At 32.4% G+C, this 21,138-nt stretch carries 21 protein-coding genes; 8 read left to right on the plus strand and 13 right to left on the minus strand.

The window, feature by feature from the left end:
- Position 1 precedes the first annotated feature (1 nt).
- From flgK to xseA, 6 genes are read left to right on the plus strand one after another with little or no spacing between them, the layout of a single operon-like run.
- Positions 2 to 1,822 (plus strand): flagellar hook-associated protein FlgK, encoded by a 1,821-nt coding sequence (gene flgK, locus LW133_RS01050; protein WP_233075565.1) that lies wholly within the window; start codon positions 2 to 4, stop codon positions 1,820 to 1,822.
- A 7-nt stretch (positions 1,823 to 1,829) separates the two neighbouring features.
- On the plus strand, positions 1,830 to 2,585 hold the full coding sequence (locus LW133_RS01055) for a TIGR02757 family protein (protein ID WP_233075566.1): 756 nt from the start codon (positions 1,830 to 1,832) through the stop codon (positions 2,583 to 2,585).
- Between the two features lie 59 nt (positions 2,586 to 2,644).
- Positions 2,645 to 2,833 (plus strand): 50S ribosomal protein L28, encoded by a 189-nt coding sequence (gene rpmB, locus LW133_RS01060; protein ID WP_233036840.1) that lies wholly within the window; start codon positions 2,645 to 2,647, stop codon positions 2,831 to 2,833.
- 30 nt (positions 2,834 to 2,863) lie between these two features.
- Positions 2,864 to 3,388: a CDP-diacylglycerol--glycerol-3-phosphate 3-phosphatidyltransferase gene (gene pgsA, locus LW133_RS01065; RefSeq protein WP_233075567.1), complete on the plus strand. Its 525-nt coding sequence runs from the start codon at positions 2,864 to 2,866 to the stop codon at positions 3,386 to 3,388.
- Positions 3,388 to 4,443: an RIP metalloprotease RseP gene (gene rseP / locus LW133_RS01070; RefSeq protein ID WP_233075568.1), complete on the plus strand. Its 1,056-nt coding sequence runs from the start codon at positions 3,388 to 3,390 to the stop codon at positions 4,441 to 4,443. Before pgsA ends, rseP begins: the two co-directional genes overlap by 1 nt.
- Positions 4,436 to 5,695, plus strand: a complete 1,260-nt coding sequence (gene xseA / locus LW133_RS01075; protein WP_233075569.1) for an exodeoxyribonuclease VII large subunit — start codon at positions 4,436 to 4,438, stop codon at positions 5,693 to 5,695. The genes rseP and xseA overlap by 8 nt, the downstream gene beginning before the upstream one ends.
- On the opposite strand, the gene LW133_RS01080 is transcribed toward xseA, so the two are convergent.
- The 6 genes from LW133_RS01080 to LW133_RS01105 all read right to left on the minus strand — a co-directional run bounded on the left by LW133_RS01080 (position 5,682) and on the right by LW133_RS01105 (position 10,515).
- The gene (locus LW133_RS01080) at positions 5,682 to 6,521 is read right to left on the minus strand and encodes an ankyrin repeat domain-containing protein (protein WP_233075570.1); all 840 of its coding nucleotides are present in this window, start codon (positions 6,519 to 6,521) and stop codon (positions 5,682 to 5,684) included. The two genes, xseA and LW133_RS01080, sit on opposite strands and share 14 nt — an antisense overlap.
- On the minus strand, positions 6,522 to 7,016 hold the full coding sequence (locus LW133_RS01085; RefSeq protein ID WP_233075571.1) for an HIT family protein: 495 nt from the start codon (positions 7,014 to 7,016) through the stop codon (positions 6,522 to 6,524).
- A gap of 8 nt (positions 7,017 to 7,024) precedes the next feature.
- Positions 7,025 to 8,245, minus strand: a complete 1,221-nt coding sequence (locus tag LW133_RS01090) for a UDP-N-acetylmuramoyl-tripeptide--D-alanyl-D-alanine ligase (RefSeq protein ID WP_332908883.1) — start codon at positions 8,243 to 8,245, stop codon at positions 7,025 to 7,027.
- Positions 8,246 to 8,504: 259 nt separating this feature from the next.
- The gene (locus LW133_RS01095; protein WP_233075573.1) at positions 8,505 to 8,774 is read right to left on the minus strand and encodes an acylphosphatase; all 270 of its coding nucleotides are present in this window, start codon (positions 8,772 to 8,774) and stop codon (positions 8,505 to 8,507) included.
- Entirely contained in the window at positions 8,774 to 9,481 is a 708-nt protein-coding gene (locus tag LW133_RS01100) for an alpha/beta fold hydrolase (protein WP_233075574.1), read from the minus strand. Before LW133_RS01100 ends, LW133_RS01095 begins: the two co-directional genes overlap by 1 nt.
- Positions 9,481 to 10,515, minus strand: coding sequence for a D-alanine--D-alanine ligase (locus tag LW133_RS01105; protein ID WP_233075575.1), 1,035 nt, complete (start codon positions 10,513 to 10,515; stop codon positions 9,481 to 9,483). Before LW133_RS01105 ends, LW133_RS01100 begins: the two co-directional genes overlap by 1 nt.
- 214 nt (positions 10,516 to 10,729) lie before the next feature.
- Here LW133_RS01105 and LW133_RS01110 point away from each other — a divergent pair, with 214 nt between their 5' ends.
- Positions 10,730 to 12,013, plus strand: a complete 1,284-nt coding sequence (locus tag LW133_RS01110) for a citrate synthase (RefSeq protein ID WP_233075579.1) — start codon at positions 10,730 to 10,732, stop codon at positions 12,011 to 12,013.
- A gap of 243 nt (positions 12,014 to 12,256) precedes the next feature.
- On the opposite strand, the gene LW133_RS01115 is transcribed toward LW133_RS01110, so the two are convergent.
- On the minus strand, positions 12,257 to 13,456 hold the full coding sequence (locus tag LW133_RS01115; RefSeq protein WP_233075580.1) for a saccharopine dehydrogenase family protein: 1,200 nt from the start codon (positions 13,454 to 13,456) through the stop codon (positions 12,257 to 12,259).
- A gap of 198 nt (positions 13,457 to 13,654) precedes the next feature.
- Between LW133_RS01115 and murG the strand changes: the two genes are divergently transcribed.
- Complete coding sequence (gene murG / locus LW133_RS01120; protein WP_233075590.1) at positions 13,655 to 14,689, plus strand: undecaprenyldiphospho-muramoylpentapeptide beta-N-acetylglucosaminyltransferase; 1,035 nt, start codon at positions 13,655 to 13,657, stop codon at positions 14,687 to 14,689.
- A 9-nt stretch (positions 14,690 to 14,698) separates the two neighbouring features.
- On the opposite strand, the gene LW133_RS01125 is transcribed toward murG, so the two are convergent.
- From LW133_RS01125 to LW133_RS01150, 6 genes are all read right to left on the minus strand, one after another.
- Positions 14,699 to 15,973 carry an L-cysteine desulfidase family protein gene (locus tag LW133_RS01125; protein WP_233075592.1) on the minus strand — a complete coding sequence of 425 codons (1,275 nt, stop codon included), beginning with the start codon at positions 15,971 to 15,973 and terminating at the stop codon, positions 14,699 to 14,701.
- Between the two features lie 164 nt (positions 15,974 to 16,137).
- Positions 16,138 to 17,205 carry a translation elongation factor Ts gene (gene tsf / locus LW133_RS01130; protein ID WP_233075593.1) on the minus strand — a complete coding sequence of 356 codons (1,068 nt, stop codon included), beginning with the start codon at positions 17,203 to 17,205 and terminating at the stop codon, positions 16,138 to 16,140.
- On the minus strand, positions 17,206 to 17,997 hold the full coding sequence (rpsB, locus tag LW133_RS01135) for a 30S ribosomal protein S2 (RefSeq protein WP_233075596.1): 792 nt from the start codon (positions 17,995 to 17,997) through the stop codon (positions 17,206 to 17,208). It abuts the gene before it with no gap.
- Positions 17,998 to 18,122: 125 nt separating this feature from the next.
- On the minus strand, positions 18,123 to 19,757 hold the full coding sequence (locus tag LW133_RS01140) for an AAA domain-containing protein (protein ID WP_233075598.1): 1,635 nt from the start codon (positions 19,755 to 19,757) through the stop codon (positions 18,123 to 18,125).
- Between the two features lie 5 nt (positions 19,758 to 19,762).
- The gene (locus LW133_RS01145; protein WP_233075600.1) at positions 19,763 to 20,311 is read right to left on the minus strand and encodes a 2-oxoacid:acceptor oxidoreductase family protein; all 549 of its coding nucleotides are present in this window, start codon (positions 20,309 to 20,311) and stop codon (positions 19,763 to 19,765) included.
- Between the two features lies 1 nt (position 20,312).
- On the minus strand, positions 20,313 to 21,137 hold the full coding sequence (locus LW133_RS01150; RefSeq protein WP_233075602.1) for a 2-oxoglutarate ferredoxin oxidoreductase subunit beta: 825 nt from the start codon (positions 21,135 to 21,137) through the stop codon (positions 20,313 to 20,315).
- Position 21,138 lies beyond the last annotated feature (1 nt).

The following is a 21,138-nucleotide window of genomic DNA, read 5'->3' on the forward strand; positions in this document are numbered from 1 at the left end:
AATGGGTGGCATACTAACTTCATTAAATACCTCATATACAGGTTTGCAAGCCCATCAATTGATGGTGGATGTCACGGGTAATAATATTTCTAATGCAAGTGATGAATTTTATAGCCGACAGAGAGTAATAGCTTATCCAGAAAAGCCTTTGGTTCTAGGAAATAATGTTGTAGGTAGAGGGGTGGATGTGCAATCTATCCAAAGAATTCATAATGAATTTGTATTTGATCGCTATGCCAAAGCGGCACAAGATTTTAACTTTGCTGATACAGAATTTAATCATCTTCGGGAAGCGTCAAGTCTTTTTCCTGATGTAGATGGAGTTGGGCTTTATAATGATCTAAAAGAATATTTTAATGCATGGAAAGATCTTTCAAAAAGTTCTAATGATTCTGCACAAAAACAAGTTTTAGCAGAAAAAACAAGAATTTTTACAAGGCACTTGCAAGATGTGCGAAAAAAATTAAGTACATTGCAGAGCAAGGCATCAGAGGATCTTGAAGTGCGTATTAAAGAAGTAAATGATATAGGAGCACAGATTGTTAATCTTAATAAAGAGATTAAAAAACTAGAAGATAATCAAGCCTATAAGCGTGCAAATACACTGCGAGATAGAAGAGATCAATTAGAATTTAATCTAAGAGAATTAATAGGTGCAAATGTGTATAAATCAAAACTACAATCCCAAGGAGGGGTAGATCATGATTCTGTGGATTTTGAAGAAGAATATGTGTTAAATATTGGAAATGGGTTAAATATAATAGATGGGACAAGTTTTCATCCTATCGTGTTGGATAAGGAAAAAAATTCTAATTATTTAAACCGCTTATATTTACAAGGATATGATTTTAAGCAAGTTGAAATTACAGATAAGATTACACAGGGAAAAATTGGTGCTTTAATTGATTTGTATAATGATGGGCACAATGGTACAAAGGTTGGAAAATTTCAACATTATATTGATTTGCTTGATAGTTTTGCAAAAGGATTTATTGAGGCAAGTAATGCAATTTATGCCCAAAGTGCAACGCAGAGAATTGAGAGTTCACCTTTGCAAATTGAAGATAATGTTGCCTTTAGGGATAGTGAATATAATATAAAAAATGGAAATTTTGATGTTATTGTGTATAGTACTAATGGAGATATAGTTGCGAAAAAAACTATTGAGGTAAATGAGATTACCACAATGGGGAGTATTGTTAAGCAAATCAACGCAAATACAGATGATAATAAAGATAATAATGCAAAAAATGATGTGAATAATTTTTTTAAGGCGTATTATGATAATGAAACTAAAAAATTACTTATACAGCCGCTAAGGGAAGCAGAAGGGTTTTTTATTTCTATTAAGGATAATGGTACAAATTTTCCTGGTGCTACGGGAATTAACAAGTTTCTTGAGGGTGATAGTGCGGAAAATATTTCACTAAATTATTTGTATCAGAAAGATGCGACAGCAATTAGGAGTTGGCTGGCTCCTGTTTCAGGGAATTTTGAAATAGCTAATATGATGCAACAGATGCAATATGATGAGATTGAGTTCTATAAAAATAAATCTAATGTTAATAAAATGAAGCTTAGTGAGTTTTATCAGTTTGCAGCAGGAAGGGTGGCGACAGATACGCAAGGTGCTCAAGTAACATTGGATACAAAAAAAGCAGTTTTAGAAACCGCAAAAAAAGAACATTTGGCTATATCGCAAGTAAGCATTGATGAAGAAATGGTAAATCTTATTAAATTTCAAGGTGGATATGCCGCAAATGCTAAGGTGATTACTGCAATTGATAGAATGATTGATACACTTTTGAGTATTAAACAATAGGTTTTTTGTGGAAAATCTTAGAGAAATCTTAGAATTGCATTATCATAAGCGTAATACTACAGAAGATTTTAGCACCCCAGATCCATTGGTTGTTTTGAGGGAATATGAAAAAGATGAGGATTTTGAATATATTGCATTATTTTGTGCACTATTTTCTTATGGCAATGCAGAACAGATTGTACGTTTTTTAAAGAAGATTAACTTTTCATTATTAAGAGAAAAGGAAGAGGTAATTTTACAATCTCATTTACCTTATTATCGTTTTCAAACTTCTAGTGACGTGAGAGGATTTTTACACACTTTGCAAAAAATAAAAATAGGGGCTGGGCTTAAAAATATTGCATTGCAGGCGTATAAAAAACAGGGAATTTTGGGTGTAATTGATGGAATAATTGGGAGTTTGTATGAAAACTTTGAAGGCAATATAACAAAAGGAATCAAGCATTTGTTTGGAAAAATTAATCCTTTGCAAGAAAAAAATCCTTCCGCCATGAAGCGCTATAATCTTTTTTTACGCTGGCTTGTTCGAAGGGATAATATTGATTTTGGATATTGGAAGGAAATTGATTCAAAAGATTTGATTATTCCGTTAGATACGCATATTTTTAAAATTGCAACTAGTTTGGGGCTTTTGGAACGAAAAACTTGTGATTTTAAGTCTGCAGAATTAATTACAAAAGCATTGAGATATTTTGATTCTACTGATCCTGTAAAATATGATTTCGCACTTTATAGAATTGGGCAAGAAAAAATCGTAATTTAAGCGGGAATTTTATTTTTTTCACTATAATACCAAAAAATTATTTCAAATAAAGGAAAAATATGTCAAAGAAATGTTTTTTAACTGGTAAGGGGCCAATGGTAGGAAATCATGTAAGTCATGCAAATAATAAAAACAAAAAACGCTCATTACCAAATTTAAGAAAAGTGCGCATTAAGCTTGAAGATGGTACTTCCATGCGTATTAGGGTTGCGGCTTCTACATTGCGCACAATGAAGAAGCGTTCTTAATTTTGCTTGATACTTTATATGTAGCAAGCAATGAAAAATATCCCCAATATTCTTACAATATCCAGAATTCTTATCTCTGTTTTAGTAATTTTTGTATTACTTAATGGAGAGGAGTTGGGAATTAGTAATCCAAATTTTATAGCATTCTGGTTGTTTATTTTTGCATCTATTACCGATTTTTTTGATGGGTATTTAGCCAGAAAATTTAATTTAACTTCAATTTTTGGGGCAGTTTTTGATCCCTTGGCTGATAAAATGCTTATACTTGCAGCATTTATTGGACTACTTTGTGTGCATAAAGCAAGCCCTTGGGCAGTATTTTTGATATTTAGTCGAGAATTTTTTATTACAGGTTTGCGCGTTGTTGTGGCAAGTAATAATCAAAGTGTGAGTGCTGGTATTTTAGGAAAAATCAAAACCATTCTACAAATTATTGCAATTTGCTTTTTATTGTTAGATTGGTATGGGCAGAATGTTATTCTTTGGGGTGCTACTTTGATTACTCTTTATTCAGGTTTGGATTATGCAATACGCTATTATAAAAATATAAAGTAATGTTTATTATTCTCGCATTTTTAATTCTCTCATTTTTAGTGTTTTTTCACGAACTTGGTCATTATATTGCGGCAAGAATTTGTGGTGTTAGAGTGGAAACTTTTAGTATTGGATTTGGAAAGAAAATTATTTGTAAAACTTATAGAGGGACTGATTATGCCTTATCTTTAATTCCTCTTGGAGGATATGTAAAACTTAAGGGGCAGGGCGATTTGAATCCACTAGAAAAAGATGAAGCAAAAGATAGCTATAGCACTAAAAAACCTCTTATAAAAATTGTGATTTTATTTGCTGGACCATTGTTTAATTTTATTTTAGCTTTTGCAATTTATTTAAGTATTGCATTATATGGAGGTATAGAGGGGGTTTTACCAATTGTTGGTGAGGTAAAAAAAGATATGCCTGCTTTTGTGGCTGGATTAAAAGAGGGGGATCAGATTATAAATATTAATCAAAAAAAGATTCGTAGCTGGAATGAAGTACATGCATTAATTAGCAGCGAAGCACGGGTGGATATGGAGATAATGCGTCAAGGAAAAAAACTAAGCTTTAGCATTCCTGCGCAAATACAAAAAAGAGAGAATGTGTTTGGTGAGATGGTGGATATATATGTGATAGGTATCGTTGCTAGGGGAGATGTAGGGATAATTTATCAAGGTCTTTTGGATTCTATTTATTATGCTTTTATGGAGTTTTATAAATCTTCTAAAATGATTTTGATGGGTATTCAAAAAATGTTGATTGGTGTTGTGTCTTTGAAAGAGATTGGTGGACCAATTATGATTGTAGATAGCATTGCAAATTTTGCACAAAAAGATTTGACAATTTTATTTTTATGGGTAGCACTAATTTCAGTTAATCTAGGAATTTTGAATTTATTACCCATTCCCGCGCTTGATGGAGGACAGATTCTTTTTAATCTTTATGAAATATTGACTGGTAGGATGATACATGAGCAAGGGGCTAGATATTTAACTTTATTGGGATGGGTGATTTTATTTAGTTTAATGCTACTTGGCGTATTTAATGATTTAAGAAGGATTTTTGGTGCTTAAACCTCTTAGTGTCAAAGAATTAAATACTCAAATACAATCATTAATAGAGACTACTTTTATTGAGGTTTGTGTGGAGGGTGAGGTTAGTAATCTTACAAAGCATAATAGTGGACACTTCTATTTTAGTATTAAAGATGAGACTTCAGCAATTAGGTGTGTACTTTTTAAGGGGAATGCGCTTAAGGTAAAATTTGATATTCAAAACTCACAAAAAATTGTTGTACGAGGTAGTATTAGTGTGTATGTTCCGCGTGGAGAATATCAAATTATTTGCAAGACAATTGAGCCTGTAGGGCAAGGAGCGTTGCATTTAGCTTTTGAGCAACTAAAAAATAAATTTTATACTTTAGGGTATTTTGATTCTTCTTATAAAAAGTCTCTCCCGTTATTTCCTAAAAAAATTGCTTTAATTACTTCTGGCACGGGTGCTGCACTACAAGATATGCTTTTTGTTGCAAGAAAAAGATGGGGATTGGTAAAAATTGTGCATTTTGATACCTTGGTGCAAGGAGAGGGAGCAAAAGATAGTATTGTTAGTCAGATTCAAAGGGCAGATAGTTATTATGGAGGTCAAGATGCTTTTGATGTGATTATTGTAGGTCGTGGTGGTGGAAGTTTGGAGGATTTGTGGGCATTTAATGAAGAGGTTGTTGCTAGAGCTATTTTTGAAGCAAAAACCCCTATAGTCTCTGCTGTTGGTCATGAAGTTGATTATGTAATTAGTGATTTTGTGGCTGACTTGAGGGCACCTACTCCTTCTGCAGCTATAGAAATGGTTTTGCCAGATAAAGTGAGTTGGCTTTTGAGACTTGATGAATTGGGTGAGGAGTTGCATGCTAAATTGCCGAGGCATTTTAAGAATTTGGGGGAAAAATTAAGAGAGTATGGATATTTTTTTGAAAATTATAATATTGAAAAAAAGTTTAAATATAATTTTGAAATACTTGTTCAATTGTTTGAAGGATTGGATTCTAAGATAAGATCTTGTATTGCACAAAAAAATATTTCTATTTTGATGGAGCAAATTGATTTGGTTATGCAAAATTTTTTAGCACGTAAAAAGTATGAATTAGAGAGAGTGGGAGGGGAGTTGGCTGCAAGAATAGAAGGTGTTAAAAAAGGCTATGCTCAAATTTTATTACAAGGAAAAATCGCTGATTTGGAGATGTTGCAAAAAGGTGAAAGTATTGAATTGGTAAATGAAAAAGGGATGGTTTTGGCAAAAGTAGAGCAGGGATTCACCAAGCTCTAGTATTGTTTTTTGTAACTTTATAAAGAGTTTTTCTGGAATTGTCGATGAGGTATTCTATGGCAAATCCATATTGTATGCTCGCATTTCCGTTTCTTGAAAGTCGAATGTTTTGATAAGTTTCTCTGGGGATCGTAAGGCTTACAAGACCTTGACTTGAACGTGGCGCAATTGTTTTATTGACACTTGATTCGGTAATAAGGTTACCATTGATATAAAGCGCAACGCTAGTTATGGTAATAAAGGATTCTGTAAGGTTACTAGCACTTACACCTACAGCGCCGTTACTGACGCTAAAAGCAGTGCTAGCAATTACAAGGTGTTTATTGTCTACTTTTACAGAGGGAATTTGAATTTTTGAGAGAATGTATTTTGCAGGTGTGTCACCTATGTTGTTAGGGACATTTAAATCTGCACCTTCTTTTACTAGTAGGCGTATCATATTAATATCGTTTTTTGCAACGGCATAATGTAATGCTGTGTTGCCTCTAATTTGATCTCTAGCATTGACTTTTGCACCAGCTCTTAATAATGCATCCGCAATACGCAAATTGCCATATTGTACAACTTTATGGAGTGCGGTTTCACCATGACAAATCGTATTTACATTTGCACGATAATTAATCAATAGATACACTGCTTGCATATTATTTCTTCTGGCAGCATCATAAAGGGGTGTATTTCCTCTTAGCATTGTATTTACATTTGCACCTCTTTGTAAGCCTCTTTTGACTTCTTGAACATTATTGCTAAAAAGTAAATAATCATATTGATTGGCAAAAATGAAAGTTGAAAAGAAAAATAATATAAGGATATGTAACTTCTTCATTTATATCTCCTTGTATAAATATTTTTGTGCTAAAAGTTTGATTTTTTGATAAGTTTTAAAAAAATCAACCCCATAAACTCTAGAATCCATAATGCTGGTAATAAAATTTGTATCTCCATTATATCGTGGTAATAAATGTAAATGTAAATGTTCGGGAATTCCAGCACCACCTGCTTTTTTTATATTGATACCAAAGTTGATTCCATGTGCTCCATATTCATAAAGCATTGGGGTGGCTTTGTGGATTACTTTATGCAAATGAAGCCATGTTTCTTCGGAAAATTTTTCTGGACTATCTTTATGGATATGAGGAATAAATAGCAAGTGTGCAGGGGTGTAGGGGAAGCGATTCATTACGCCATAACAAAGAGAGTCTCGATAAAAAACAGCATTTTTTTCATCATCTTGTGGATTTTGTGAAATTTTACAAAATACACAACTTTCCTCACTGCGCTCAAAATATTGAGAACGCCACGGTGCGTAGATATTCTCCATTAAAATCCTTAGATAAAATTTGGTGCATCATTAGCAAATAAAATCAAATCCCCTTTATATGTGAGAACTTTTAAAAAATTTGTTAATTGTGTTTTGTCTTTTAGGATGACTTTTTTGGGTTTTCTGATATATTGAGAGAGGATTTGAGAATTTAACTCTCCTGTGATAATTGCCATATCAAAATTTGCATCAATAGCTTTTGCAAGTTCAATATTTGCTTGATCTGTGCTCTCTACAATTCCTGGGGTGATAATAACTTTTCTGCCATCATAAAGGCTTGCTAAACGGATGGATTCTAGCATTCCTTTGAGATTACCATTAAAACTATCATCAAGAATAATCTTACCATTTGCAATATTTTTTTCTAAGCGATGTGCAACGGGTTGTAGGTGTTGTAGTGTTTGTTGTAGAACAGGAATTGGAATCCCAAGGTGATGTGCAAGTAAAATAGCCACGCTTAAATTATCTACATTAAAACGCCCTAAAATATTTGTTTTAAAAGCGTGAAATACACCATCAATTTCCAAATCAAAGGAAGTGCCATCTAGTGTTGCAGCGATATTTGTAATTTTATTAGGATAGAGAGTTATCAAATCTTTTTGCTCTTTTGAGAGGTTGGCAGGTAGGGTATTTTTTTGAAAAATAAAAGATTTTTTTATATTTTTACTTTCTAAAAGCTCGAATTTTGTTTGTGTGATGTTTTCGATATTTTTAAAGTATTCTAAATGTTGCTCGCCAATTTCTCCAATAATTGTATATTGCTGCTGTAATAAATGAGAGATTTCTGCAATATCTCCTCTTTGTCTTGCACCTGCTTCAGCAATATAGATTTCTGTTTGCAAATCAAGATTATTGTTAATATCGCTCACAATACCTTTTATAGTATTTACGCTTCTTGGGGTGGCATAGATTTTATATTTTGTTTTTAGCATCTCAGAGAGGAAATTTTTGATACTTGTTTTGCCATAACTTGCTGTTATGGCAATTATTTTTAGATTTTTAATTGTATTAAGTTTGTTCTGTGCAAGTTTTTTATAACGGTTAAAAAGGATTTTTTCAAAATAAAAAGAACATATGAAACTAAAAAATAAAGAAAAAAGAAAAAAGATATTATTGTTATTTTGGATTACAAAAATTGAAATAAGTTGTTGCAATGTGAGAAATATACATAAAATTGCAAAAAAAGTTTTTATTCTATTGGTAAAAATAAGTTTTTTGTCTAGATCCATAGCCCAATTAATAAGTAATGGGAGGTAAAAAATATATAGCCCAACAAACAAAATTGTAGGCGAGTTAAAATATGAAACACAGAGAAAAAATATGAGGGGTATAATAAAATAAAAAATATGCCAAGTGTATTTATGATGTTTTGTAATTACTCGATAAAAGCTATAGTTATACCATTGTAAATTTGTAAGAATGTAATATGCCAAGGCAAAAATAAAAATCCAATTAGAAAAATAATAAAAAGCTACTAACCAATTCACCCTAATCCTTTAAAATTGTAAAATCATGAAATTGCTTTTGTGGAATCGCTTGGGTATGTACTTGATCAACCCTTGCACGCTCAGGCCCTATTTTTAGTAAAGAGATAAAGGCTTCTAAAAATTCTGCATCACCATTAGCAAAAATTTCTACATTAAAGTCCTTGAGATTTTTTACGCTACCAGTGATGCCTAATTCATCAGCTTTTTTTTTAGCAAATTTTCTGTATCCAACTTTTTGAACAATCCCAGAAATAATGATATGCAAAGTCATTATAATCCTTTTTTGTAGAGATCATCAATAATTTTTCCTTGCTTGAGGAAGAAAAAATGATCACCATCTAGTGGATAGAATCGACTATTTTTAATAAGACTTGAGATTTTTTTTCCAGATTCTAAGCTCGTGGCTTTATCACTCTTGCCCCAAAAAATTGTCGCTTTATATTTAAAAGATGAAAATATTTTTTCAAAATCTTCATCAACTACATTTTTAAAGGTTTCATACATTTCGATATTTAGGTTATTCGCATCCTTGCTGCGTAAAAAAGAGGAGTTTATATGGAGGAATTTAAAGATTTTTGCACAATAGATTTTTATTTTTGTGATTAGCGATTTTTTTTCCAAGATTCCTGCTGAACTAAGTAATAAAATTTCAGAATCTAATAAAGCAGCTATTTTTCCACCAAAGCTATGTCCTATGATTAAATCGGGTGTAAGTTTGAGATCTGTAAAAAACAATCGCATGATATTTGCATAATCTTTGGTGATCAGTACTTGATTATTAGGGCTCCTACCAAACCCTGGGAGATCAATATAATAGTGGTTAAAATCCTTGAAGCTTTCTCTAAATGCCAGAGACATTAGTTCTTTATTGCTTCCCCATCCATGCAAAAAAACAATATTTTTTTCTTTTTGATGATTAATGAAGTCATAAGCAATTGTAAAATCATTTTGCTTATAGATAATTTTTCTAATTGCCATTATTTTGCTTTTTGAATCTTTTTTATATAGCGATAATCGATGCAAATAGGTTTTTTTGCTGGGAGGTTTTGTGCTAAATTTTGGAGAATTGTTTTAAAGTCATCAAAAAGATAGTTTGCCATGCTTCCAGGGATAGGGTTGATTTCGTTGAGATAGAGTGTGTCATTGTGGACAAAAAAATCACATCGAATTAAAGCTCCTTCAAAACAATTTTCATAAATGTATTTAAAATTCTCTTGCATTTCTTGTTCTAGTTGTGGTGTAATGAAAGCTTGAGTTGTTTTCTTGTCTCTTGAAAAATCTAGATATTTGTCTTCAAAATTTAAAAGATCTTCTTTTTTTGGTTCTTCAATAATGGATAAACAAAAAGAATCTTTTATCTTACATCCTGCTAGATTATACTCTTTTATACCCTTATAAAAAGGTTCAATTAGCACTGTATCGTCATATTCAAAGGCTTGATCTAGTGTAAAATCAAAGCTTTTAGAATCTGTGGCAATTCCAATTCCAATAGAACTACCTAATTTTGCAGGTTTGATAATTACAGGAAAATTAAAGGAGGTTTTTCTAGAATCTTTTTGAGTAAGAATTTCAAAAGGTAGTGTTTTGACATTTTTTGCTTGTGCAAAAAGTTTTGTATAATATTTATTATAGCTAAGCACGCTTGCTTCAATCCTTGGACCAATAAAAGGAATATTATAAAAATCTAAAAGACTGGCTAATACTCCATCTTCCCCATCTCCACCGTGAACAAGATTAATGAGTGTATCAAATGTTAGATATTTTTTTGTAAAGAAAGTAGGGATGTAAAAACCCTTAAAATCGAGTTGCAAGGGCTTTTTATTCTTGTATTTTTTGTTGGCAAAAAAATCAGCTTGCATTTCCTGTTCAAGCACTTCATAAAATTGATGATTATCATCGACAAAGATAAAATGTTTGATCTCTTGTTTTAATGTATTTTTGATTGTAATAGCACTTACAATGCTAATTTCATGTTCCCAACTTAGACCACCAAATAAAAGACAAAAAGACATAAAAACCCTCTATTTTTAAAGTTAAATTTTGTTAATTATAACAGCTTTTTTTTATATATTTAGAATTTCCATGAGAGATTTTATTCTAGTTTTTTGGAAAACTTAATAGGTTTTAGTTTTTAAATTTACTAAAAATTAATAAAAAACTTGTATAAATGTTTCAAAATTAAAGTAATCTTTGATTTATTTTAATCGCACAAACAAAGGAGCAATAATGGGTTCTATTACATTGATTAATAATGAAACAGGGGATAAGTTTGATTTTGATCTTATTGATTGCACTAGAGGTCCAAAGGCTGTTGATTTTTCTAAACTTTTTGAAACAACAGGAATTTTTTCTTATGATCCAGGATATAGCTCTACTGCGGGATGTAAATCGACAATTAGTTTTATTGACGGCAAGAAAGGCGAATTGCTTTATAAGGGTGTAGCAATACAAGAATTGGTGGATAAGTATAAATTTACTGATGTGTGTAAATTTTTAATTAGCGATTCTTTACCTCAAAATAATACAGATTCTTTGGAGTTTGATTTAGAGTTACGTCATCGTAGTTTTTTGCATGAAAAATTAAAAAGAATGTTTGATGTTTTTCCAGATAGAGCACATCCTATGGCAACTCTTTCGGCATTAGTTTCTGTACTGGCAACACTTTATGTAGATCATAAAGAAATTGTAAATGAAGAAGGTTATCAGACGATGGCACGTAGAATCATTGCAAAGATTCCAACGATGGTTGCATATTGCTATCGAAATTCCGTTGGAGCACCATTTATAGAGCCAGATGTTAGCAAAAGCTATGTGGAAAATTTTCTTTATATGTTGCGTGGATATCCACATGGAAGGATGAAATATAGTAGGGATGGTGAGCAAGAAATTAGCACACTTGAGGTTGAGGCACTTGATAAGATTTTGACATTACACGCAGATCATGGGCAAAATGCTTCTACGACTACTGTGCGAAATGTCGCCTCTACAGGGGTGCATCCCTATGCTGCAATTTCTTCAGGGATTTCTGCTTTATGGGGTCCTGCACATGGTGGCGCAAATGAAAAGGTATTACGACAGCTGAGCGAAATTGGCGATGTTAAAAATGTGGATAAATTTATTGAAAAAGCTAAGGATAAAAATGATCCTTTTAGACTTATGGGGTTTGGTCATCGTGTGTATAAAAGCTATGATCCAAGGGCAAAAACTTTGAAAAAAATCAAAGATGAATTGGATAAAAAAGGAATCAAGATGGATGCCCATCTTAGTGAAATTGCACAAAAAGTAGAAGAAGTAGCATTGAAAGATGATTATTTTAAAGAAAGAGGGTTATACCCAAATGTAGATTTTTATTCTGGCATTATTTTGACTGCTTTAAAAATCCCAGTGGAATTATTTACACCAATTTTTGTTATGGGGAGAATGCCTGGATGGTGTGCACAACTTATTGAGCATAACAAAAATCCTCATGCTAGAATTACACGACCAAGACAAGTATATCTTGGAAAATAATTTTTAAATTTAAATTATTTTCCTAGTAATTAATTTTTTTAATTACTTTGATAAGGGATTTTTTAAATCCCTTTGATTTTTTCTATATGACCCATTGATTTTGAAATTTATTTGATATTTGCTTATAAAATATAGTCTAGTCACTGAGTTTTTTTAAAATATTTTCTAATATTATTTAGTATTTTATTTTAAGTTTTTTGGAAGTCTTTAGCCTTTTTGGAAACAAAAAAGGCTTAAAATTTCTTATGTATTAATTTTTTCAATAATATTCCAAGGTAATCCTTGTTTGTTTAATTCTTCCATGAAAGGATCGGGATTGAGTTGTTCCATATTCCAAACCCCAGCAACATCGCCCCAGATTCCATCGCAAATTAATTTTGCACCAATCATGGCAGGAACACCTGTAGTATAGCTAATTGCTTGGGCATTTACTTCTTTATAAGATTCTTCATGATCACACACGTTATAAATATACGCTGTTTTGTCTTGACCACCCTTGGAACCGGTAATGTAACAACCAATATTGGTTTTTCCCTTAGTGCGTCCTGCTAAAGATGCGGGATCGGGAAGCAATGTTTTAAGGAATTGTATAGGAATAATTTTTTGCCCATTGTGTTCTACTTCTTTAATTCCTAACATTCCAACATTTTCAAGGCATCGCATATGGGTAATGTAATTTTGTGAAAAAGTCATAAAAAATCTAATACGCTGTAAGCCTTTGATATTTTTGATTAAAGATTCTAATTCTTCATGATAGATGAGATAAGAATCTTTTTCTCCAATCTCTGGATATGCCCATACCTGTTTGATTTCGAGGGGTCCTGTTTCAACCCATTTTCCATTTTCCCAGTATCTTCCATTGGCACTTACTTCTCTGAGGTTGATTTCGGGGTTGAAATTTGTTGCAAAAGCATAGCCATGATCTCCAGCATTGCAATCTAAAATATCAATTGTGCGTATTTCATCAAAAAGATGTTTTTGCGCATAGGCACAGAAAATATTTGTTACACCGGGATCAAATCCGCTACCCAGTAAACCAAAAATTCCTGCTTGTTTAAAGCGGTCGTTATATGCCCATTGTTCTTTGTATTCAAATTTTGCAGTATCAGGATGTTCGTAATTTGCTGTATCAAGATAATGTGTTTTGGTTCTTAAGCAAGCTTCCATAATAGTAAGGTCTTGATAAGGAAGAGCTACATTAATCACAATTTTTGGTTTATACTTTTCAATAAGTGTGACTAATTCTTCTATGTTATCAGCATCAACACTTTCACAAATTATTTCTCCTAAACCCTTTTCTTTAATGCTTTTTGCAATATTAAAACATTTTGTAATATTTCTTGACGCAAGAACAATTTGACTAAAAGTATTTCTATTTTGTGCAAGTTTGTGTGCGACAACACCGCCAACTCCACCAGCCCCAATTTGTAAAACACAACTCATCTTAATTTTTGCTCCTTAACTTTTTTCTTGGGATTATTTTATGAGTATTATAAAAAAATATAGCAAATTTTTTTATAAAAAAATTTGAATTTTTATGGTGTAGTTATAGAATTTTGGGAATTTGAGATTGTTGTACAGATAAATATTTGTGGTAAAATATTATTGCTTTTATATCGTATTTATGGAGGTTTATGAGGTATGTATGTGATCACAGGAGGAGGGACAGGAGGGCATTTGGCTATTGCTAAAGTTTTAGCAACAGTTCTAAAGAAACAAAAACAACCAGTGATATATATTGGGTCTTTACAAGGTCAGGATCGTGTATGGTTTGAAAAAAATGACTTATTTGATTCTGTGTATTTTTTAAATACAACGGGAGTGGTAGATAAAAAAGGTGCATTTTTTATTAAAGCAATTGTTTTGCAAATTCGTGCTATTTTGAAAGTTAGGGCAATTTTTAAAACACATAAAATACATACAGTAATTAGTGTGGGAGGTTTTAGTGCTGGTCCTGCAAGTATTGCTGCAATTTTATCAGGCAAAAGATTTTTTATTCATGAACAAAATGCCATTAAGGGTAAATTAAACCAAATGCTTACTCCATTTGCAAAAAATATTTTTGGTAGTTTTGAGGATAAGAGCAAACAATTTTTAAAAACTCCTTATCCTGTGAGACAAGAATTTTTTCTAGAATCTCGAGTGCGAAAAAAAGTACGAACAATTTTGTTTTTAGGGGGAAGTCAAGGGGCGGTTGCTATTAATGAATTTGCACTTAATGTGGCACAAGATTTAATTTTGAGAGGTTATAAAATCATTCACCAGTGTGGAAGTAGAGATTTTGAGAGAATGAAACAAGAATATATTAGAATGGAGCTTTTTGGTAAGATTGATTTATTTGATTTTAGTAGTAATATTATCACAAAAATTAGTGCAGCTGATTTGTGTATTTGTAGAGCGGGCGCAAGTAGTGTGTGGGAACTTGCAGCAAATGGTTTGCCTTGTATTTATGTACCTTATCCTTATGCAGCGGGGAATCATCAATATTATAATGCATTGTTTTTTGAAAATAAAAAACTAGGTTTTATTGTTGAACAACACAATTTAACACAAAAAAAAGTTTTTGGTTTGCTAGATGAGATGGAGGCGGATTTAGAAAACATAAGCAGAGGATTGCAAAATAGCATTCAAAAAAATGGTGCGGAAATAATTATAAAAAAGATTATGGAAAAATAAATCTAAAAACTAATGAAGATTTTTTGACATCATAATCTCAAGAATTTGAGAATCTACATTTAACATGCTTTTTGAAGCAATATCGCAAAGATTTTGGATACTTTCATCCACCTTATTTGCTACAATACCTTCTTTGCCATTAATAGTAGAATCTTCTAAAGCAAGCAAAAGAGCCTTGAATGCTGCTTGTGTTGTTGTAGAGACTTTCATGGAGCAGCCACTTCCTGCACCATCACATAAGATTCCACTAATATCTCCAATCATATTACAAATGCCTTTGGAGACAGTTTTGAACTCTTTAGTAAAAAGCCATGCGATTCCTGCATAGCTACCGATACCTGCGGTGGTTACAGCGCATAATGCAGAGAGTTTTGGGAGTTTGGAGTGAATATAGATAGCTGTGAGATGAGAGAGAAATAAGGCACGATTTAAATCCTTTTCTTTTTGCAAATGTTTTGCCACGACAACAACAGGTATGGTGGCAGTGATTCCTTGATTGCCAGATCCGGAATTTGTCATAGCAGGGAGCGGTGCACCTCCCATTCTAGCATCAGATGCAGCTGTTGTTTGAATAAGGATTTGCGTCATAAGATCATTGGGGACTAGTTGGGATTGGATATGTTTTTGAAAGGTGCGTCCAATTTTTAATCCATAGTCTTTAGAGAGACCTTCTTGGGAAAGTGCAGTATTTAACACTGCAGAATCTGCAATAAAGGCAATTTTTTCTTCATCTATTGAACAAGCAAGATTATAAATATCTTCAAGATTTAGAGTTTTAAAAATTTCTTGTTGTGAGTAATTTTGTTGAGTGTATGTATTATGTAGTAAGATTTTTTGATTTTTTTCAATCAGTTTAATAAAGGTATGTTCATGTTCTATAATCACTTTTACTATGTTATTTTCCGATTCTCCTATAGCTTCTATGTAGAGGTTGGGGACATTTTTCTTGAGGTAGACAGCGACTTTTGATAATAGATTTTTTGCAGCTTGTTCGTCTTGTGGGGTAGCATATTTTAATACTTCAAGTCCTAATTTGCTATCACCGCAAACATAACCCATGGCTGCTGCCATTTCAATACCAGAGGAAGAGGTGTTGGGGATTGTAACAGCCATTGTATTTTTCAAAAGATTCCCTGAAGGAAATAGGGTAAGTTTTTTGAGGTCTTCTTGTAAATATTCCTTGATAATTGCACAAGCTAACGCAGTGGATATGGGTTCAGTGCATCCTATAGCAGGTTTTACTTCTTGTTTAACAATTTGTAAAATTTGTTCTTCTAAAGTCATTTTATATAATCCAAAAATTTTTAAAATTTTATCTTTTTGTATGAATTTTGTAAAGTAAAAATTAATGATTAGTTTTTAAATTTGGAATTACTAATACTCTATAGGTAAAAGTAAGACATAGTATAAGGGTAGGAGAGGTGTGTGGAGTAAATTCCACACACTATTTATTGTATTTGTGCTGCAACTTCAGAGGCAAAATCCTCTACTTTTTTCTCAATTCCCTCGCCAAGTTCAAAACGAATATATTCTAGAATTTCAATTTTATCGTTAATTTCTTTTGATTTATCTTCGATAACCTGTGCAATTGTTTTTTTATCATCCATTACAAAGAATTGACCCATAAGAGTTAATCTTTGGTCAATTAGTGTATTATCTGCAATAAATCTATCCATTTGACCAGGAATAATTTTATCCCAAATTGCCTCAGGCTTACCTTGCTTTTTTAGTTCCTCTTTAAGTTTTGCTTCTTGTGCTTGCAATACTTCTTGTGTAAGTTCACATCTGCTAATAAACTCTGGAATTACTTTTAAGGGTTTACCAAGGCGTTTGAGTTCTTCATTTTCCTTTTCTAGTTCAGCTTTTAGGGCAACTTTTTCTTTTTCAATAAAATCCTTTTCAAAAGAATTGTAGTTTAGTACTTGTGGCTTCATTGCTGCGGCGTGCATGCAGATATTGCGAATAAGATCAGAAATTTTTTGTGCATTTGTTTGCGATGAACATTTTACAGAAAGTAAAACACCTACTCTAGCGTTGGAATGTACATAGCCCGTGACAATTCCATTATTATCTGCTTTAATATTTACTAGTCTTCTTACAACTATATTTTCACCAATTTTTGCAATTTGACTATTGAGATAATCGCTAAATTTCTCACCATCAATTATTGCATCTTGTAGTTTTTCTACAGAAGTGATATTTTGAGATTCTGTATTTTGTGTAGTTTTTTCTATAAGTGCTTTGAAAGCATCATTTTTTGCAACAAAATCAGTCTCGCTATTAATTTCAAGCATTACGGCATTTTTTAAATCTTGACTTACTTTGACAGAGATAACACCCTCAGCCGCAATTCTATCTGCTTTTTTTGCTGCTTTACTTAATCCTTTTTCTCGTAAGAATTCCATAGCCTTTTCAAGATCACCATTTGTTTCAACAAGCGCTTTTTTGCAGTCCATCATTCCTGCATCTGTCATTTCTCTAAGTTGCTTTACAAGTTGTGCACTGATTTCAGCCATTTATTCTCCTTTTGTCATTTCTTTTTCAAGTTCAGCAGTTACCTCTTCCATAAGCTCTTGTTTTTCGTCTTGAGTAGCTGGTTCTGCTTCTTGTGTTACTTCTCCATCATTTCCCGCCATTGCACGACCTTCAATAATTGCTTCGCTCATTTCTTTGCAGAAAAGTTGAATTGAACGAATAGCATCATCGTTGCCAGGGATTGGATAGTCTACAACATCGGGATCGCAGTTTGTATCAAGTGGTGCTACAACAGGGATACCAAGTCTTCTTGCCTCAGCAACAGCAATTTTTTCTTTTACAACATCGATAACAAAAATCATATCAGGTGCTTTTTTCATGTGTCTTACACCACCAAGATATTTGTTTAATTTTTCTTTTTTTCTAAGAATCATCAATTTTTCTTTTTTTGTAAGCATGTCAATTTGTCCGCTTGCTTCCATTTCTTCAATAATTTCGAGTTTTCTGATAGATTTTTTGATTGTATTGAAGTTTGTTAGCATACCACCAAGCCATCTGTAATTTACATAAGGGATTTGGATTTTTTCAGCATATTCTTTTAGCGTTTCACTTGCTTGTTTTTTTGTTCCAACAAACATAATGGTTTTGCCTTCAGCAGCCGCATCTCTTACAATATTGTAAGTGTATCTGAAATATCTTAGGGTTTTTTGCAAATCAATAATGTGAATGTTTTTTCTTACACCAAAAATAAATCTTTTCATTTTTGGATTCCAGCGTCTTGTTTGATGGCCGAAATGCACACCACATTCCAATAAATCTTTCATTGTTACCATTTTATGCTCCTTCTAAATTAAATTTTGGTTTTTTCCTCCACGCTCATTAATAGCATTGCTACACCGTAATGAAGAATTAGCGTGTGTGAATTTAAAATGGAGCTAAATTGTATTGTAAAAGTGCTTTATTTTTGCTTAAATTCGTAGGGTTTTGCCTGTTCTAAGAGTTTGCATAAAAGTTGATTTTTCTGTTTGATCCAAAAGTTATAATCACAAACAATAATTAGACGCTTTTTTAGTCTCGTGATGGCTACATTTAGAGTATATAACGCTGTTTTATTTTGACTATTGGTACAATAGTGATGTAACGTGACAGGTGAGAGAATTATGGTGTCAAATTCTCTACCCTGTGATGAATGAATAGTCATAACATTGGGGGAGTGGATAAGTTTTTGGATATATTCTTTTTGTTTGTTAAAAGGGGTGAGAATAGCAATATCTTCATGTTTTAATTCTTGATAAATTTTTCTTGCAATTTCAGCTTCACTTGAAGAAAAAAGTTCATTGGTATGGGAAGTTGAGGGAGTGGCATTTGCATAAAAGATTTCTGTGTGATTGTGGGTGCTTTCTAGTGTGGTGTAAATATTTTCTGCTAAGATTTTTGCCAGATTTTTCCCATATCTGTAAGTTATATTTAATTTAAAAAGCTGCATTTTATCAAATGAAGGGTCTGGTTTTATGTTATCTAGGTTATTTAGAAATGTAGGCTCGAAAAAATCTTCAAGATAAAGAGCTGAAATACTCCATAGTTTTACACTTTTATTTTTATTAATCATTTCCTGATTTGGCATTTCACATATAGGAGATAATTGTTTGTGGTCACCAAGCAATGTAATAGGAGTGTTGTCAACACAGAGTGCAAGTGCTTTAATTAGTGGAGTGAAGGCGCTTTCATCTAAAAAGAAATGAGTAAAATTAATTTCTAAGTCTGAATACTTTCTAATAAAACCATCGATAGTCATTCCAAAAATTATTGCATTTTCATAGCGTTTTTTAATAGGGGTAGAATAAGTAGAGTAATTAAATAAATTTGTTTGTTGTGGTGGAGTGTATTCACAGGTATCAGAAAATTTGTTAAAAAAAGTTGTTGTGGGTATACCTAGACGAATAGTTTTATCGCGATTAAATTTTAGATTGTCAAGTTGTGTGATAATAGTTGAGAGAATCTGTTCTAAGGCATTATTTGTTGGTGCGATTACACAAACTTTTTTATTAGTTTCAATGAAGTGCATAAGGATTTCAAAAAGAACAAATTGAGTTTTGCCTGTCCCTGGCGGTCCCCATATATAGCTTAAAGTATTATTTAAAGCACCATAAATTGCTTGTTTTTGTGATTCATTTGTGTGGAGTGTTAGTCTAGTAGTGTGTTGTGGAGTTTTTGTTGGTAGGGAGATATTGTATTTTTGAAAAAAATCTCTTAGATTTGTGATAAGAAACTTGAGATCGGTATAGATTTTAAGTTTTTTGCTTTCAAGAGCATTGGAAAGCAAGGTGAACAAAGAAGGCTTGCATTGTAGTGTTAAGATTTGATTATTTTCATCATAGGTTTTATTGATAATTTCGTCGTGATCGAGTAAAAAAGAATAATCATCTATGGCAATTTGTATATAATCTAGCGAAAATCGTTTTTGTCGTAATTTGATAGTAATAAAATTATCTTGAATATAATGAGAGGCAATTTGAATATCCTGCACCCCTTTATGATTATTATTTAGATAATCATAATAGGCGTTGCAAGATTGAATTAATAAATCACGCATAAGGTCTATAGAGCCTTAAGAGCGTATTTTTCACCTAATTCAAATGCTTTTTTATTAAGATCTGCGACTTTTGCAGGAACTTTTGAAATCATGGTTTCAAAAACCAAATCTCTATCAACACATTTTGTAAAAGTCACAGTTACTGCCAGGGCTACAACAGATTGCGTGACAACATTTCCTACTTCTTCTTTAGCAATCGTAATAATAGGAATTTCATAGATTTTGAATTTTTCATAATCCTCTTTTGTGGGCGTAACAAGATTTGGTTCCACGACAATAATACCACCTTCTTTTACGCCTGATTTAAATTGATTAAAACTAATTTGCGCAGTGGAAAGCATAAAGTTAATTTCACCTTCATTAGCATATGGATACAAAATCTCTTTATCATCTAATAAAATATCTACTTTTGTGGGACCACCTCTTACCTGAGAGGTATAGGTGGAAGCCTTGAGACCATAACCTCCACCACGGATTCTTGATTCTGCTAAAATTTCTCCCGCAAGCAAAACACCTTGACCACCAACACCTGTAAATCTTAATTGATTTTCCATTTTATCCCCTTTTTGCTTGTGCTTTTTCTATGATTGTTTGATAAGCATCAGTATATTCTGTTTTGCTTATATCGTGTTTTAAAATACCAGTAGGGAATTTTCCAATCTTTTCTTCTTCGCTAAGTTCATCGTACTTGCGTTTAGAAATTGTTCTAGAATCAATCCATTTGAGTGTTTCTACAGCCTCGCCCATTTTGTTTTTTCTTCCAAGATTGATGTGGCAATTGCTATGGATATCAAAAAAACTAAATCCTTTATGCTTGAAACCTTCCGCTAAAACCTTTTCAATTTTTGCAGAATCCAAAACACTTTCTCTAGCAATAAAGGTAGCACCAGCAACATCTGCTAATTTACAAGGGTCGATATTGTTTTCTATATTGCCATATTGTGCAGTAACAGTCCACATTCCTTGCGGTGTAGTTGGTGAGGTTTGAGAATTGGTTAACCCATAAATAAAGTTGTTTACCAAAATAAAATTTATATCAATATTTCTTCTACAAGCATGCATTGTGTGATTACCACCGATAGCTAGCGCATCGCCATCCCCACTTACTACAATTACATGTTTATCAGGATTAGCAAATTTAATTCCTGTGGCATATGCTACTGCTCTACCATGAGTGGTATGCACTGTGTTGCAATTAACATAAGAGCTCATTCTACCACTACAACCAATTCCGCTTACCAGGCAAACATCTTTCATGTCCCAACCAACATTGTGAATTGCGCGCACAATAGACTTGAGTATAACACCATCACCACATCCCCAACACCAAAGTGTAGGTAATTTATCTACGCGTAAATATTCATCATAATTAAAAGCCATT

Origin of the sequence: Helicobacter anatolicus (assembly GCF_021300615.1) — a bacterium.
GTDB lineage: Bacteria > Campylobacterota > Campylobacteria > Campylobacterales > Helicobacteraceae > Helicobacter_H > Helicobacter_H anatolicus.

Excerpts from the sequence above, each read along its gene's own strand:
- LW133_RS01145 (WP_233075600.1), bottom strand. The coding sequence starts at position 20,311 with ATGGAAAATCAATTAAGATTTACAGGTGTTGGTGGTCAAGGTGTTTTG.
- LW133_RS01125 (WP_233075592.1), bottom strand. The coding sequence starts at position 15,973 with ATGACTTTAGAAGAACAAATTTTACAAATTGTTAAACAAGAAGTAAAA.
- LW133_RS01090 (WP_332908883.1), bottom strand. The coding sequence starts at position 8,245 with ATGGATCTAGACAAAAAACTTATTTTTACCAATAGAATAAAAACTTTT.
- LW133_RS01085 (WP_233075571.1), bottom strand. The coding sequence starts at position 7,016 with ATGGAGAATATCTACGCACCGTGGCGTTCTCAATATTTTGAGCGCAGT.
- tsf (WP_233075593.1), bottom strand. The coding sequence starts at position 17,205 with ATGGCTGAAATCAGTGCACAACTTGTAAAGCAACTTAGAGAAATGACA.
- LW133_RS01140 (WP_233075598.1), bottom strand. The coding sequence starts at position 19,757 with ATGCGTGATTTATTAATTCAATCTTGCAACGCCTATTATGATTATCTA.
- flgK (WP_233075565.1), top strand. The coding sequence starts at position 2 with ATGGGTGGCATACTAACTTCATTAAATACCTCATATACAGGTTTGCAA.
- pgsA (WP_233075567.1), top strand. The coding sequence starts at position 2,864 with ATGAAAAATATCCCCAATATTCTTACAATATCCAGAATTCTTATCTCT.
- LW133_RS01105 (WP_233075575.1), bottom strand. The coding sequence starts at position 10,515 with ATGTCTTTTTGTCTTTTATTTGGTGGTCTAAGTTGGGAACATGAAATT.
- rpmB (WP_233036840.1), top strand. The coding sequence starts at position 2,645 with ATGTCAAAGAAATGTTTTTTAACTGGTAAGGGGCCAATGGTAGGAAAT.
- rpsB (WP_233075596.1), bottom strand. The coding sequence starts at position 17,997 with ATGGTAACAATGAAAGATTTATTGGAATGTGGTGTGCATTTCGGCCAT.
- LW133_RS01095 (WP_233075573.1), bottom strand. The coding sequence starts at position 8,774 with ATGACTTTGCATATCATTATTTCTGGGATTGTTCAAAAAGTTGGATAC.
- LW133_RS01110 (WP_233075579.1), top strand. The coding sequence starts at position 10,730 with ATGGGTTCTATTACATTGATTAATAATGAAACAGGGGATAAGTTTGAT.
- LW133_RS01115 (WP_233075580.1), bottom strand. The coding sequence starts at position 13,456 with ATGAGTTGTGTTTTACAAATTGGGGCTGGTGGAGTTGGCGGTGTTGTC.
- rseP (WP_233075568.1), top strand. The coding sequence starts at position 3,388 with ATGTTTATTATTCTCGCATTTTTAATTCTCTCATTTTTAGTGTTTTTT.
- LW133_RS01080 (WP_233075570.1), bottom strand. The coding sequence starts at position 6,521 with ATGAAGAAGTTACATATCCTTATATTATTTTTCTTTTCAACTTTCATT.
- LW133_RS01150 (WP_233075602.1), bottom strand. The coding sequence starts at position 21,137 with ATGGCTTTTAATTATGATGAATATTTACGCGTAGATAAATTACCTACA.
- murG (WP_233075590.1), top strand. The coding sequence starts at position 13,655 with ATGTATGTGATCACAGGAGGAGGGACAGGAGGGCATTTGGCTATTGCT.
- LW133_RS01100 (WP_233075574.1), bottom strand. The coding sequence starts at position 9,481 with ATGGCAATTAGAAAAATTATCTATAAGCAAAATGATTTTACAATTGCT.